The organism is Ewingella allii (genome assembly GCF_044430645.1).
In the GTDB taxonomy this organism is placed as follows: domain Bacteria; phylum Pseudomonadota; class Gammaproteobacteria; order Enterobacterales; family Enterobacteriaceae; genus Ewingella; species Ewingella allii.
Map to the genome: position 1 here is coordinate 49387 of NZ_JAWUDN010000004.1, position 15197 is coordinate 64583.

Here is a 15197-nt window from a genome sequence, read left to right on the forward strand (position 1 = left end):
TAAAATCGCTCAATCAATGCCGACAGGCTTTATCAAAATAATTTTTATAATTCGACGGTGAGTGAATGAAATTTTAATTTAATAGTTTAAAAACGTCGCCGATCACATTTTTAAAGTCTGAGGGTTATAGATTGTGACCATAAATAGGTTCTATCAGTGGTTAGCCAAAAGGATTATCTATGAAAGTCACCCGGGAACAGCTCCACACTTTAATTAGCAATAAGATCAACAAGGCGGGACTGCCAAGAGAACAGGCCAATATCGTGGCGGATGTTCTGGTCCATGCCGATGCAAGGGGCGTACATTCTCACGGTGCCGTTCGGGTGGAATACTACTCAGAACGTATCAGCAAAGGCGGGACTAACAACAACCCGGATTTTAGATTTGAGAAAACCGGACCTTGCAGCGGCGTATTTGACGGGGATAACGGCGCGGGGCACGTGGCAGCCAAAATCGCCATGGAGCACGCTATCGACATCGCCAAAGACAACGGCGTGGCGGTAGTGGGCATCCGCCGTATTGGCCACAGCGGCGCGCTCTCATACTTCGTACAACAGGCGGCTAAACAAGGGCTTATCGGCATTTCACTCTGTCAATCCGACCCAATGGTTGTGCCCTACGGCGGCGCGGAAGTCTATTATGGTACCAACCCAATAGCCTTTGCCGCACCGGGCGAAGATGGCCATATGATCACCTTCGACATGGCAACCACGGTGCAGGCATGGGGCAAAGTGCTGGATGCCCGCTCGCGCAATGCCAAAATCCCTGACACCTGGGCCGTGGATTCCAACGGCGAACACACCACCGATCCTTTCGCCGTCAGCGGACTGCTGCCGATTGCCGGGCCGAAAGGCTATGGCCTGATGCTGATGGTGGACGTGCTGGCGGGCATCCTGCTTGGTCTGCCGTTTGGCCGCAACGTCAGTTCCATGTATCACGACCTGACCGAAGGCCGTAACCTCGGCCAGCTACATATTGTTATCGATCCTGCCGCTTTTACTAATATCGACGGCTTCCGCAAAAATATTAATCAGGTGATGAGTGACCTCAATGGCATTAAACCTGCGCCGGGCGTGAGTCAGGTGATGTATCCGGGGCAAAACAGCGAAAACAATGAGCGTAATAGTGAAATCAATGGCATCGAAATTGTTGATGAAATTTACGATTACCTCATCTCCGATGAAATCTATTTGCGTTCTTACGACCACAAAGATCCGTTCGCCAGTTAATTAATAGATTCTAATTATTTATAAATAAGTGAAATACATCACTTGAATGAATAAATGCTTTTGCGCGGATTATTGGCTAATAACCTGCCAGTAATTCGCGGTTCTATTTCTACCTCCTCGTGATTAATGACCTTCAATATGGAAATTAAATAAGGACCGGAATATGCAAAACTTCCCTCGCCAGATACAAGAAATCTCCGCATGGCTTTCGCAGATCGGCGCAGACCCGACCGGAGGCATGACGCGTCTTCTCTATACTCCTGAGTGGTGCGCCGCACAGCGCGCACTACAGGAAAAATTTGAAAGTGCCGGGCTGAAGACCCATTTCGACCACGTCGGCAACCTGTCGGCGCGCCTCGAAGGCAGCCGCTACCCCGAGCAGACCATCATGTCAGGCTCACACATCGACACCGTGGTGAACGGCGGCAACCTCGACGGCCAGTTTGGTATAGAAGCCGCTTTTCTGGCGATCAACTATCTGAAAGAGACTTACGGCCAACCGCTGCGCACGCTGGAAGTGCTCTCCATGGCGGAAGAAGAGGGCAGCCGCTTCCCGTTTGTCTTCTGGGGCAGCAAAAACATCTTTGGTTTGGCGAATAACGCCGACATGCATCAGGTCCAAGACGCCAAGGGCGTGGGCTTTGTGGATGCCATGCATCAGGCCGGTTTCGACTTCCGCCCGGAAAACACGCCGGTGCGTCAGGACCTGCGCGCCTTTGTCGAGTTGCACATCGAGCAGGGCAAAGTGCTGGAAACCGAAGGCAAAACCGTCGGCGTCGTCACCAGCATTGTTGGCCAGCGCCGTTACGACATTCGCTTAACCGGCGAGTCCAACCACGCGGGCACCACGCCGATGGGCTACCGCCGTGACACCGTGCACGCCTTTAGCCGCATCTGCTATGAGTCCATTGAAAAGGCGCGCAAAGAGGGCGATCCGCTGGTGCTGACCTTCGGCAAAGTTGAACCGAAACCCAATACCGTCAACGTGGTGCCGGGCTTCACCCACTTCACCATGGACTGCCGCCACACCGATCAACAGGCGCTGCTGCGTTTCACTCAAGAGATTGAAGCTGACATGAAACGCATTTGCGGCGAGATGGGCATTGAGGTGGAGATCAACCTGTGGATGGACGAAGCGCCAATTCCGATGGACCCGCAGCTGGTGAAACAGGTCGCGGCGGTGTGTGAAACACAGAAAATGAACTATCGCCTGATGCACAGTGGGGCGGGGCATGACTCGCAAATCTTCGCGCCACGGGTACCGACCGTCATGCTGTTTGTGCCGAGCATCGCCGGTATTAGCCACAACCCGGCTGAAAAAACTGAACTGAGCGACTTAGCCGAAGGCGTTCGCGCCTTGGCCCACGTGCTGTATCAGCTGGCTTACCAAGAAAACGGGGGCGCAGTATGACCACTCGCACTACCTCATCGCCAGCCGGGGGCGGCATTGACCCGCTGTACTGGAAGAAAATCGTCGTCGTGCTCTGCCTCGGCTGGGCGGTTATCTGGATCTACCGCACCGTCCTGACGCCGATCTTCCCTGAAATTCAGGCCACCATTGGCGCGCAGTCCGACACCGAAATGGGGCTGATCGCCAGCTTCTACTTCTTCGCCTACACCGGCATGCAGATCCCCGCCGGGATCTTGGTGGATAAGTTCGGCAAGAAGATTGTGCTGATCCCCGGCTTCTGCCTGTTCATCATCGCTACGCTGCTGATTGGTAACGCCACCAGCTTGCACATGATCTACGCCGGTAGCCTGCTCGCCGGGGCGGGCTGTGGTTCCTACTATGGTTCGGCGTACTCGCTCTCCTCTGAAAGCATTCCGTTAGAAAAACGCGGCTTATCCACCGCGATCATTAACAGCGGCTCGGCGCTGGGGATGGGGATTGGCCTGATTGCCTCCAGCCTGCTGGTGAAAAGCGTCGGTATGAACTGGCAGGTGCTGCTGTTTATGATCACCTTCCTGCTGGTGCTGATGACGCTGGTGTTTTTCTTTGTGATCAAAAGTACGCCTAAGCAGCAGCCTGTCGCGACAGCCACGGTGACCGCCGCGCCGGTGGTTGAAGAGGTCAATCAGAATCCGGGCGGCTTATTCAGCCTGAAGATGATTTCCGCCTACGTGATGTATTTCGCCACCTGTTACGGCTATTACATGATTGTCACCTGGCTGCCGTCATTCTTGCAGCAGGAGCGCGGTTTTCAGGGCGTCGCCATTGGCTTCTCGTCGGCGCTGGTGGCCTTCGCCTCGGTGCCGGGGGCGCTGTTCTTCAGCCGCATGTCCGACCGTTTCCGCAATAAGAAAGTCAGCCTGATCATCTTCCTTGAGATTTGCGCGGCGGTGATGCTGACCTGCACCGTGCTGTCGCCAGATTCCACCATGCTGCTGATTAGCCTGATCCTCTACGGCCTGCTCGGTAAACTGGCGGTTGACCCAATCATGATCTCTTTCGTCGCCGACAACGCGCCGAAAAAGGGCTACGGCACCAGCTTCGGCGTCTTCAACTTCTTCGGCATGTCTTCTTCGGTGATTGCGCCGCTGGTGACCGGGATGATCTCCGACCATACCGGCTCGAAGGTCATGGGCTTCTATATCTCGGCGGCCATTCTGGTTATCGGTACGCTGATGTTCTTCACCGTAAACGTATTAATGAAAAAACATCAGACCGCTAAACCGGCTTTATCTCAATAATCTTTATATAGGCCGATATCTCTTATCGGCCTATGGAATAAATAAGGAAAAATCATGGGTTATATTAATCAGCAGACCGGTTATCGTGCCGACGTCTTATCTTCACGTTCTATTATTAAACGCCATAACTATGCCTTAATTGAGCCGGACGGTTTAGTTAAAAACGTCATTCCTGGTTTTGAGAATTGCGATATTACCATTCTGTCCACGCCGAAATTAGGCGCGACCTTTGTGGATTATCTGGTGACTTTATTAGACGGCGGGCGTAATCATCAAGGTTTTGGCGGTGGCGATATAGAAACTTTCGTTTATGTCATTGACGGCGAAATTATGGCGGCGGCGGATGATAAATCTTACGCACTTAAAACCGGCGGATATTTATATTGCCCGGCGGGCGTAAAGCTTTATCTCGATAATAATAGTGAAGGTAAACCAAGCAAACTGTTCCTCTATAAACGCAAATATCAGCCATTGGCGGGCCATCAGGCCTATGTGGTCAGCGGCAACGTCAGCCAGCTCGAACGTATCGAGTATGAAGGAATGAGTGACGTCATCTTGCAAGACTTCCTGCCTAAAGAGCTGGGTTTTGACATGAACATGCACATTCTGTCCTTCAGCCCGGGTGCTAGCCATGGCTACATTGAGACTCACGTGCAGGAGCACGGCGCGTATATTCTTAGCGGCGCGGGCATGTACAACCTCGACAACGACTGGGTGCCGGTGAAGAAAGGCGACTACATCTTTATGGGCGCGTACTGCCCGCAGGCGGGGTATGCGGTGGGCAAGGACGAGGTGTTCAGCTACATCTACTCTAAAGATTGCCATCGCGACGCTGAGCTTTAATCCCGCATTTCGTTTTACCTAAATAGCTAAAAGCGCCTGAGGATCACTACCCAGGCGCTTTTTTAATGCTTCTCGTTTTCTCTGCTAAGACAATCAGTTACTACTTATTCACCATCTTGGCGGGCACCGTTAGCGTCAGCACCGCGCCGAGGATCATCATCGACGCCAGCACGCACATCGCCACCAGATTACTGTTCGTCGTATTCTTAAAGTAGCCGATGATATAGGGCGAGATAAAGCCGCCGATATTGGCGATGGAGTTAATCAGCGCAATGCCCGCCGCCGCGCAGGTGCCGGTAAAGATGGCATTCGGCAGGCTCCAGAACAGCGGCGAAGGCACCAGACTGGCGGCCACGGCGATGCACAGTGAGAACATCACGATGCTTTTGTTGTCCTGAAATACGCCAATGCTCACCATCGCCACGGCGGCAATGCAGAAGGGAACCACGATGTGCCAGCGGCGCTCGCGGTGCTTATCGGAGCTGCGCGCCGCCAGCAGCATTGCTACTACCGCCAGCATATAAGGCACCATGCTGAGCAGGCCGACGTCGAAAACGGACTTCACGCCGGTATCTTTGATAATGGTTGGCACCCAGAACGCCAGCCCGCCTTGGCCCATCACGGTACAGAAGCAGATCAGCCACATTTTGGTGAACGCCGAGGATTTCAGCATGGTTTTCATCGTCCATTCGTGGGCGACAATGCCATTTTTAGCGTTTAACAATCGCTGCTGATTGGCCTGATCCATATCCTCGTGGATCATGGCTTTCTCCTCATCTGTCAGCCACTTAGCGTTTTGATAGGTGTTGTCGAGGAAGAAGAAGATCACCAGCGCAATCAGCAACGCGCGCGGGCCGCTGATAAAGAACAGCCACTGCCAGCCGGACATCTGCATCAGGCCATTCATATGCTCAATGATCCAGCCGCACAGCGGGCCGCCGATGATATTACTGATGGGAATGCCGCAGACGAACAGGGCGGTCATTTTGGCGCGCTGGCCCGAGGGGAACCACAAAGTGAGGTAAAGAATGACGCCGGGATAGAAGCCCGCTTCGGCAATTCCGAGGAAAAATCGAGCGATGTAGAACTGCATGGGAGAGGTGATAAACACACTGAGCATCGAGATGCCGCCCCAAATCACCATCAGTAGCGCAATGATTTTTCGCGCGCCGTACTTGCTCAACACCATATTGCTCGGCACCCCGGCAATGATATAGCCGATGAAAAACACTCCGGCGCCCAGCCCATATACCGATTCCGCTAAGGCCATGTTGCCATTTAAAATGTCCGGCATCATTTGGAATTTAGAGAAGGAGATGCCGACGCGATCTAAATAACCCACAATATAACTGATTAATAGAATGGGCATGATTCGCCATGCAACTTTTCGATACAATTTTGATTTATTAATTTGTTGTGAAATTGAAGATCCATTGATTGTTTCTGAAACAGCCATACCTATCTCCTTGGATTAAGATCCTGATAATTTATTATTAAGGCTGGTCTTATTTGTAGAGTTCCCGCTCAGGGTAATGAATAACCCTGAGCGGAGAGAGGTAATTCTCATTCCCGGTCCCGATTAAAAGTCTATCAGAACGCCATAATATATTTTTCCCGCGATCCTCTTTGTGAGTTGATTAACGTTGTCGATGATTTAGCCAAGATAATCCGGCCGCCGTGTCGCTCTGCGGGTTATATTCACAGCCGATCCAGCCGCTATAGCCCATCTGATCCAGCGCGCTAAAAATATTGTCGAAATTGATCTCGCCGGTTCCCGGCTCGTGACGCCCCGGATTGTCCGCCACCTGAATGTGCGCGATCTGCAACAGGTGGTTGCGCAGGGTCTGGATCAGCTCGCCTTCCATCCTTTGCATATGGTAAATGTCATACTGCAACCAGAGATTCTTGCTGCCGACCTGCTCAATCAGCGCCAGCGCCTGACGGCTGGTGTTGAGATAAAACCCCGGCATATCAAGGTTGTTGATAGGCTCAATCAGTAACCGAATGTTCTCTTTTGCCAGCGCGTCGGCGGCAAAACGCAGGTTAGTCACCAGCGTTTTTTCTATCACTTGCGGGTCACTGCCCGCCGGGACTTTACCTGCCAGACAGTTCACCTGCGGGCAGTTCAGGGCTTTAGCGTAGCGAATCGCCTGACTTACCCCTTGGCGGAACTCGTCCACTCTATCTGGCAAGCAGGCAATGCCGCGCTCGCCCCCGGCCCAGTTCCCTACCGGCAAATTGAACAGCACCTGAGATAAGCCGTGTTGAGTCAGCTCGGCCTGTATCACTTCGGGCGGAAATTCATAAGGAGAGATGTACTCCACGGCGCTGAACCCGCAGGCCCTGGCCTGAGCGAATCGAGCCAAAAAATCGACGTCGGTGAACAGCATGGAAAGGTTGGCGGCAAAGCGACTCATGAGTTCTCTCCTTGGCGGTAATCGTAAAACGCCACGGCGGTCGGGGCTTCAGCCGCAAGCGCCGTGGTCGATTCAAATTCAGTGACATTATCCAGCTCGGTGCCCATCGCAATATTGGTCACCCGCTCGAGGATAATTTCTACCACAACCGGCACCTGATGTTCTTTCATTAGCTTTTCAGCCTGCCTAAACGCCGGGGCAATCTCTTCCGGTTTGAATACGCGAATGGCCTTACAGCCCAGCCCTTCGACCACCTTCACATGGTCAACGCCGTATTCGCCCAGCTCGCTGCTATTGATATTTTCGAAAGAAAGCTGAACGCAATAATCCATGTCGAAGCCGCGCTGCGACTGACGAATCAGCCCCAGATAGGCGTTATTGACCAGCACGTGAATGTAGGGGAGTTTGAACTGTGCGCCGACCGCCAGCTCCTCAATCAAGAACTGAAAATCGTAATCGCCGGACAGCGCCACCACCTTGCGAGCAGGGTCTGCGGCGCGAACGCCCAGCGCCGCAGGCAGGGTCCAGCCCAGCGGGCCAGCCTGTCCGCAGTTAATCCAGTGCCGTGGTTTGAACACGTGCAGAGTCTGCGCCGCCGCGATTTGCGACAGGCCGATGGTGGTCACGTAGCAGGCGTCGGCACCAAACGCGCGGTTCATCTCTTCATACACCCGGTGCGGTTTGACCGGCATCTCCTCGAAATGGGTTTTGCGCAGCAATGTTGCTTTGCGCTGGTTGCACTCTGCGACCCAGTCGTTGCGGTTTGGCAAATCGCCCTTGGCGAACAGGCGTTTAGCCGATTCAACCAGCATCAGCAGGGCTTCGCGGGCGTCCGACACAATGCCCAGATCGGGGCAGATCACCCGACCAATCTGCGTCGCTTCAATGTCGATGTGCACCACTTTGCGATCCGCGACGTATTTCTCCACCGATCCGGTATGGCGATTTGCCCAGCGATTGCCAATGCCGAACAGCAGATCCGACGCCAGCAGGGTGGCATTGCCGTAGCGATGCGAGGTTTGCAGCCCGACCATGCCCGCCATCAGCGGGTGATCGTCGGGGATCGACCCCCAGCCCATCAGGGTTGGGATCACCGGAATATTGCAGATCTCCGCCAGCTCTTGCAGCAGATCCGCCGCGTCGGCGTTGATCACGCCACCTCCGGCAATAATCAGCGGGCGCTCGGCCTGACACAGCATCGCCAGCGCCTTGTCGATCTGCGCCTGCGTGGCGCAAGGTTTGTAAGGCACCAGCGGCGAATAAGTCTCGGGATCAAATTCAATCTCCGCCATCTGCACATCAAATGGCAGATCGATAAGCACCGGGCCGGGGCGACCAGAACGCATCAGATGAAAGGCTTTTTGCAGCATGCGCGGCACCAAGGCAGGTTCCAGCACGGTCACCGCCATCTTGGTCACCGGCTTGGCAATCGACTCAATATCCACTGCCTGAAAATCCTCTTTATGCAGCCGGGCGCGCGGGGCCTGGCCGGTAATGCACAGGATGGGAATCGAGTCCGCCGAGGCCGAGTAGAGCGCGGTGATCATGTCGGTGCCCGCCGGCCCCGACGTGCCGAGACAGACGCCGATATTGCCCGCCTTGGCGCGGGTATAGCCCTCGGCCATGTGCGACGCACCTTCCACATGGCGTGCAAGGATATGCCGAATGCCGCCGTGCCTGCGCATGGCATCGTAAAACGGGTTAATCGCCGCGCCGGGCACGCCAAAGGCGGTGGTCACTCCCTCTTTCTCCAGCACCCACATTGCTGCATCAACTGCTCTCATCTTAGCCATGGTTTACATTCCTTATCATCGATAAATCCATTTTTTGGAAAATTTTTCCAACTTAACTTTATGCCAAAAAAAAGCACGGAGCTTTGTGATTGGCAGACCGTGCGACCTGACGCCATCTCTGGCGTCAGGCCTAGATTCTAGCTGTGCGGGTCACCCAGCGCGGTACTGATGTCGCGCGCGGCGTCGCGCACCAGTTCTCCGAGTTCGGCGAAGCGCGTCGGTTCCATCCGCGAGCTTGGCCCCGAGATGGAGATGGCAGCAATCGGCTGATTGTTCTTATCAAAAATCGCCGACGCGAGGCAGTTCAGCCCCAGTGCGTGCTCCTCGTGGTCCACCGCGTAGCCGCGCTGGGCCGAGGTCGCCAGATCCTTCTTCAATGGGATCAGGCTATTGAGCGTGTGCGGAGTAAAAGTTTGCAAACCGGATCGCACAATCAGATCCAGCATCTCTTCTTCATCCAGCGCGTAGAGCAGCGCCTTGCCCGCGCCGGAGGCGTGTAGCGGCAGGCGGCTGCCGAGCGGGGCGCACATGCGCACCATCGCCTGACACTCGCACTGGCGGATCAGCACGGCGTCCATGTTATTGCGGATCGCCAGATTGGCGGTCTCACCGGAGAGCAGCATCAGGCGGCGCATAAAGGGTCCGGCGACCGACACCACGTCGCGATCGTTCATATACGTCGACCCGACGGTGAACGACTGAATACCAATGTGCCACCAACCCAGCTGCGGGTCTTGGAACACAAACTCTGATTTCTCAAGCACTTTCAGCAGGCGGAAGGTGGTGGAAAGCGGCAGATCCAGCTTTTCCGACAGCACAGATACCGAAGAACTCCCTCCCGACTGCGCCAAAAACTGCAAGATCTCCAGCCCACGATCCAGCGCCTGCGCGCCCTTGGTCGCAGAGGTGCCTTCCTGAGCAGGCCGACCTCTTCTCCGTAATTCAGTCATTACATCCTTTCTCTTATCGCATCGATTCGATCCCTACTGTAGCAAGGGAATTTTCAATTAAAAGTAATAAATGGAATATATTTCCATAATTGTATTTCGCGCACGCTTTCCCTATCTCAGCAATTAAAACCATTTTTGTGATGAAGGTCAGGGGAGATGGGGAGGATTTTAGGCTCAATAGGCGGCATAGTGAGGTGAGACAAACCTGCAAGGAGCGCCAATGCTGGACCACGAGACAATCCGTTCATTTGTAAAAGTTGCCGAGTGCTGTAGCTTTTCCCGTGCCGCCGAGTCGCTGCACAAGACCTCGGCCACCATCAGTTATCGCATCAAAGTGCTAGAAGAGGGGATTGGCACCCAGCTATTCCTGCGCACCACTCGCAGCGTGACGCTGACTCCGGCGGGCAGCTATTTGCTCGAACGCTGCCGGCAGTGGCTGAGCTGGCTGGACTCCATGCCCGGCGAACTCAAGCAGATCAATCAGGGCGTTGAGCCACGGGTTGATATTGTTATCAATAACTTGCTGTATAACGGCGACAGCGTTGCCGACCTGCTGGCGCATTTAAATGTGCGTTATCCCTTCACTACTTTCCACATCACCCGACAGGTGTATATGGGTGTGTGGGACACCTTGCTCAATGGAGATTGCCATCTGGCGATTGGCGTGGCGGGCAGGGAGTCGCTGGAGAACAGCATCAGCATTCTGCCGCTCGGCAAAGTCGAGTGGGTGTTTGTGGTTGCGCCGCAGCACCCGCTGGCGCAGGGCGGGGAGACGCTGAGCGAAGAGCAGCTGCGCTGGTATCCGGCGGTCAATATCGAGGACACGGCGGTGCATCTCGCCAAACGCGTCGCCTGGCTGCTGCCGGGCCAGCAGGAGATTAAAGTGGCGGACATGAACACCAAGCTGCAATGCCACCTTCGCGGCGTCGGCATAGGCTTTCTGCCCCGCACGCTTTGCCAGCCCTATCTCGACAGCGGCGAACTGGTCGCCAGAACGCTGGTTAACCACCGCCAAAGCTCGCCATTGTCACTCGCGTGGTCACACGAACGCGGCGGCGAGGTGGTCAAAGAGTTGGTGGCGATGTTCGAGCGACGCGACCCACTGATTCAAGGCTTTTATTCACCCCTTCAGACCCTCGATTTGTAGTAAAAACAGCCAGAAAGACGCGGTTTTGCCGTTTTTTTCGGCACTCAGTCAAAACCCGTCAGGATAAGTATTGCGTGAGGTCTTCGGAAAGGTATAATGCACCCGTTTTCCGCATACTACTTTCAGTGCCGAAGTGGCGAAATCGGTAGACGCAGTTGATTCAAAATCAACCGCCGCAAGGTGTGCCGGTTCGAGTCCGGCCTTCGGCACCATTAGTAAGTATGAAAATTAAGTCACCCTCGGGTGGCTTTTTTTATGTCTGCGATTTGGCTCAATCAAAAAGATTAAGTCTCAAATTCAGACAGTTAATGGTCCGTTTCTTCGACTTCCCAGTCTGTCACTCGCACACTCATTTAACTCAAACAGCAGTGGAATTAGATGCGCCACCGCTTTTAGATAAGCACTGATTTGAGGCACCCCCTCTGGCGGCACAATCTCACTGTTCTCCAGCCCTTCGCTAAGACACAGCAAGCCATGACAAAGCCCTTCGGCAGACTCGGAGGCTAATGCGCTAAGGTCATAAAGTTGAGTGTCTTCCAAGTGGCTGAAATCCAGCCCGGCAATCAGTGAACGGAAGACGGTGATAGAGTTTTCTGCGGTTTCGGTGTGAGTCATGATGATCATTCCATTGCTAGATTTAAGTTTCACCACGCCTTCAGGTTCCAATCTAAAGGTGTGGCTCAGACAGGTTTGGAACTCCGGATCTAGCGACCGGCCAACCACGCGGGTTGCCCTATCTGAGCCACGATTTAAAGTGTGCACGTAGCCGCTGAAAAAAAACAAGTTTTTTCAGTACCAGATAGTCGGAGTTCCAATTCCGGCTGCGGGTTTTGCCGCAGCGAAGAGAGTGTATTCCCACCATCAACACAAAGAAATATGCTGGATGCATTTACAGGGATTTGTATTTGGTTTTGGAATGTGGATCGCAGGGAATGGGGGGTATGTAATTGTATTGGCCTTGTTTGGACGGATGGTTATCGGGGTTGTTTGAATGATGTTGGTAGACCAATAAGTATTGGAAGGCGTTAAACATCCTCTCCAAAGATGCATACTCTGCTTCTGTTAACCTTCATCTCGACAGGCACTTGCAGTTCTTGAGAAAATAAAACGGCTAAATGGTAATCACGATTTAATTTTCGTTGGCGATCATGACCCACGAAAAGTCATGATCGAGAGCACTGTGAATAAGGCTTTGAGAGTAATGAGTTATGACACGAAGATGGAAGTCTGTGGCATGAATTTCGGACGATGGCTTTTAGTTCACTGATTGAGTCAGGATTATGGTCGAGGGATGCGGTAGAACGGCAGATGAGTCATCAGGAGCGTAACTCGGTGCGTGCGGCTTATATTCATAAGGCGGAGCATTTGGATGAGCGCAGGTTGATGTTGCAGTGGTGGGCTGATTTTCTGGATGCGAATCGGGAGAAGGGGGTTAGTCCGTTTGATTTTGGAAAAACTGAACGGTTGGTGGATTTACTGTAAGGTCCATATCTGACGTAAATTTTTTGGATTATACTTTATTCAGCAGTTATGAGTTATTTTGAGGTAAATATAATGCGGCTGATGTTATTTCACGAATAATTATATTAAACAGGCAGAGTGTGAAGTCTGTTCGAAAAGAAAGGTTCTGAAGTTTTTATATATAACTTATTCAAATTTGAATAATGGAGTGTGAAAGTATTTACATATAAGAATTCAATATTATATCTTTCATGTAAGTGATTAGATTGGTTGGGGTTCTTTTTAATTGAATTTTACTCATATTTAATTTATAAATTCGAAGCTAGCGGTATGGATGGTTCAGGCACACTACATTGAAACCACAATTTAAGGTTTATTTTAGTTAATGTTTTCATTTAAAAGGACTATTTACAATAGCACTCTATTTTAAATGAGAGTGCTTTGCCTGAAATTCATGCCGCCACTGAGTTTAGTTTCTCAAGTTGAGTCACATAATGTTCGCTGTGAGGATGCATTCCTGAGTAGATAGTATCTCGAAAAGTCATTGATAACATTACTGCTAACGAGTCATTAGATATATTAACTGACTCCTTGCCAAGAAGGCTAATCATCATTTCTTTTACAAATTTCATTGCCAAACTGAATAGGAAGTGTCCTTTTATAAAACAACAAATATCATTGATCTTCTCAAGAACAAGACTGGAAGCTGCTTCTATATCTTGAGCAGGAATGATGGCATCTATTTCAGCGATTTTAGTAGATATTCTCTCGGTTGGGAAATTTTCACTATTCCATTTTTTTCCAAAAAGACTATCACCATGATCACCAAATATACTTATTCCAGCACTGGCTGCTTCATTTGCAAATTCGCGAATAACTAAAGGTTGTAGTTGATTTGAAATATATTCATGCCAGTTTTCAACTGATGATGAGCAATCCTCCTCATCACCACCAATTGATTTTCCTATGTTCACAATGGCTTCATTATATATTAGAGTGTTTTCGATGCTATGACCAAAGGTAAATAGTATTCTCTCATGTTGGGGGATCTTATTTAAAATGTATTTGTAATCTTTATCTCGAGCTACAAATATTTCAAGATTTTCATTCAGGATTTTATCTATATAGTCATCGATAATTGAACAACTACCAGCAATTTCAATGGATATATCATCAACCCCTTTTAAATCTAAGAGAGTTTTCCAGAATATTCTATCAGTCGGTCCCTCAACATAGAGGACCGCACTCACTCTTTTAAAACGATTTATAACTGACAGTGCTTTCAGACTACGAGGGATTCCTTTACTCATAGCAAATATCCTCCATGTCGAGAATGTTATCAGGGTATTCACCTGCAACTTCTGGAGAGTGAGTAGCAACGATAATTTGAGCACTTCCATTTAGTTTTCTAATCGAAGGTAAGATTTTACCTTGCCAGTCAATATGTAAAGACAGTTCTGGTTCATCAGCAATAAATAGCTTTGACTCTCCATCCTGAAGCAATGACTCAGTTAATAAAATAAGGATTTGTTTTTCACCTGATGAGAGTTTTTTAAAATCATATTCATTACCATTTTTATTTGTGTCTTTGAAGTAAAGCCCTCCATCTGGTAATAAAGTTATTATTTTCCCCTTAAAGTATTGTTGCAACTCACTTTTATAGATTTCAAGAGGTTTAAATAACCTCTTTCTTCTTCTCTCTGCAGTCTTGCCTGCATGTAGGATTTTTTTAGTTCTTTTTAGTAATGGGAAAGCAAATATTTTATCGACTTCAAAAACACCTTTTTTTTCAGCTATCGCTTCTTGTAAATATATAACGCTTTCTTTAATTGCGCTAAAATGCTTACTGATTAATTCTTTTGCTTTTCCTTTTCTAAGAGTGCTTTGGATACCTAATTGATTATAAGAGTTTGTGAAATTTTTCATCTCTTCTTGAAAATCAGTCTGAGCTAATTCATTTAAACCGATTGAGGAATCTATTTCCTGGTCATAGAGAACAGAAATCAAAACTTCCTCTTGAAAATCTCTAGCAATTTCTTTTGATTCTTGAGCTTTTTTAAGTTGATAAACCTTAAGCTTGTTCAAAAGTTCTGTGAGAATAGTATCAATCGAATGTGTTTGATTAATATCCTTTCTAACATCTAAATATTCAAGATCATCAATATCACTGATGCCAGAGCGGCTTACGGATAAACTGGAGAAAGATATTATTTCCAGAAGTTTTATTTTAATAGCTTCGATTGCAGGAAGTACTTTTCTTTGAACGTGCATAGAACGTATGTTTCTACCACTAAGAAGAGGAAGATCATATACTACTCTACTAATTTTATAACTAATATATTCGTCACTGTATTTATCGCCTGATTTTCTTAAGATAGTTAACGTTCGCCTTTTCTTTTTGCCATCGAAGTAACCCTCGAATACTAATGTTGCGCTGTCAAACCATAATTCTTCCAATGCCGCCACATCAACTCTCAAAATGGATATTAGAATATTTATAAATGTTGTTTTCCCTGAGCCGTTCGCACCAATAAAAATACTTACATCATCATGGAATTTCGTTTCAATGTTATTCCAACCCCAAATTCCCGTTATTTTCGCTTGTGTTATTGTATACATTTTTAATTCTCCATCCTTAAGTTATATTTTTTAAAACGGACTCTACC

General features: G+C 50.0%; 12 protein-coding genes, 1 tRNA gene and 1 pseudogene. 7 read left to right on the plus strand and 7 right to left on the minus strand.

Annotated elements, in window-relative coordinates; translation table 11 throughout:
• Positions 1-179: 179 nt before the first annotated feature.
• The 4 genes from allD to allE all read left to right on the plus strand — a co-directional run bounded on the left by allD (position 180) and on the right by allE (position 4763).
• Complete coding sequence (gene allD, locus SBO83_RS11000; RefSeq protein WP_396131536.1) at positions 180-1229, plus strand: ureidoglycolate dehydrogenase; 1050 nt, start codon at positions 180-182, stop codon at positions 1227-1229.
• Positions 1230-1392: 163 nt separating this feature from the next.
• On the plus strand, positions 1393-2640 hold the full coding sequence (allC, locus tag SBO83_RS11005; protein WP_396131537.1) for an allantoate deiminase: 1248 nt from the start codon (positions 1393-1395) through the stop codon (positions 2638-2640).
• On the plus strand, positions 2637-3920 hold the full coding sequence (locus SBO83_RS11010; RefSeq protein WP_396131538.1) for an MFS transporter: 1284 nt from the start codon (positions 2637-2639) through the stop codon (positions 3918-3920). The genes allC and SBO83_RS11010 overlap by 4 nt, the downstream gene beginning before the upstream one ends.
• Positions 3921-3974: 54 nt before the next feature.
• Positions 3975-4763 (plus strand): (S)-ureidoglycine aminohydrolase, encoded by a 789-nt coding sequence (allE, locus tag SBO83_RS11015; RefSeq protein WP_396131539.1) that lies wholly within the window; start codon positions 3975-3977, stop codon positions 4761-4763.
• Positions 4764-4863: 100 nt separating this feature from the next.
• On the opposite strand, the gene SBO83_RS11020 is transcribed toward allE, so the two are convergent.
• The 4 genes from SBO83_RS11020 to allR all read right to left on the minus strand — a co-directional run bounded on the left by SBO83_RS11020 (position 4864) and on the right by allR (position 9923).
• Positions 4864-6132 carry an MFS transporter gene (locus SBO83_RS11020; RefSeq protein ID WP_396131540.1) on the minus strand — a complete coding sequence of 423 codons (1269 nt, stop codon included), beginning with the start codon at positions 6130-6132 and terminating at the stop codon, positions 4864-4866.
• 268 nt (positions 6133-6400) lie between these two features.
• Positions 6401-7180: a hydroxypyruvate isomerase gene (hyi, locus tag SBO83_RS11025; RefSeq protein ID WP_396131541.1), complete on the minus strand. Its 780-nt coding sequence runs from the start codon at positions 7178-7180 to the stop codon at positions 6401-6403.
• On the minus strand, positions 7177-8973 hold the full coding sequence (gene gcl, locus SBO83_RS11030) for a glyoxylate carboligase (RefSeq protein ID WP_396131542.1): 1797 nt from the start codon (positions 8971-8973) through the stop codon (positions 7177-7179). The genes hyi and gcl overlap by 4 nt, the downstream gene beginning before the upstream one ends.
• Before the next feature lie 137 nt (positions 8974-9110).
• Positions 9111-9923 (minus strand): HTH-type transcriptional repressor AllR, encoded by an 813-nt coding sequence (allR, locus tag SBO83_RS11035; protein ID WP_396131543.1) that lies wholly within the window; start codon positions 9921-9923, stop codon positions 9111-9113.
• Positions 9924-10143: 220 nt separating this feature from the next.
• Between allR and allS the strand changes: the two genes are divergently transcribed.
• Positions 10144-11070, plus strand: a complete 927-nt coding sequence (allS, locus tag SBO83_RS11040; RefSeq protein ID WP_396131544.1) for an HTH-type transcriptional activator AllS — start codon at positions 10144-10146, stop codon at positions 11068-11070.
• Between the two features lie 127 nt (positions 11071-11197).
• Positions 11198-11282: transfer RNA gene (locus SBO83_RS11045), tRNA-Leu, on the plus strand.
• A gap of 85 nt (positions 11283-11367) precedes the next feature.
• Here SBO83_RS11045 and SBO83_RS11050 read toward each other — a convergent pair.
• Positions 11368-11685 (minus strand): hypothetical protein, encoded by a 318-nt coding sequence (locus SBO83_RS11050; RefSeq protein ID WP_396131545.1) that lies wholly within the window; start codon positions 11683-11685, stop codon positions 11368-11370.
• Positions 11686-12136: 451 nt separating this feature from the next.
• Here SBO83_RS11050 and SBO83_RS11055 point away from each other — a divergent pair.
• Positions 12137-12552: pseudogene (locus SBO83_RS11055) on the plus strand (tyrosine-type recombinase/integrase); the annotation flags it as partial.
• Positions 12553-12983: 431 nt separating this feature from the next.
• Here the strand turns inward: SBO83_RS11055 and SBO83_RS11060 are convergent.
• Both SBO83_RS11060 and SBO83_RS11065 read right to left on the minus strand, forming a co-directional pair.
• A complete protein-coding gene (locus SBO83_RS11060; protein ID WP_396131546.1) occupies positions 12984-13841 on the minus strand; it encodes a DUF4435 domain-containing protein in 858 nt (285 codons plus the stop codon).
• The gene (locus tag SBO83_RS11065) at positions 13834-15150 is read right to left on the minus strand and encodes an AAA family ATPase (protein ID WP_396131547.1); all 1317 of its coding nucleotides are present in this window, start codon (positions 15148-15150) and stop codon (positions 13834-13836) included. Before SBO83_RS11065 ends, SBO83_RS11060 begins: the two co-directional genes overlap by 8 nt.
• Positions 15151-15197 lie beyond the last annotated feature (47 nt).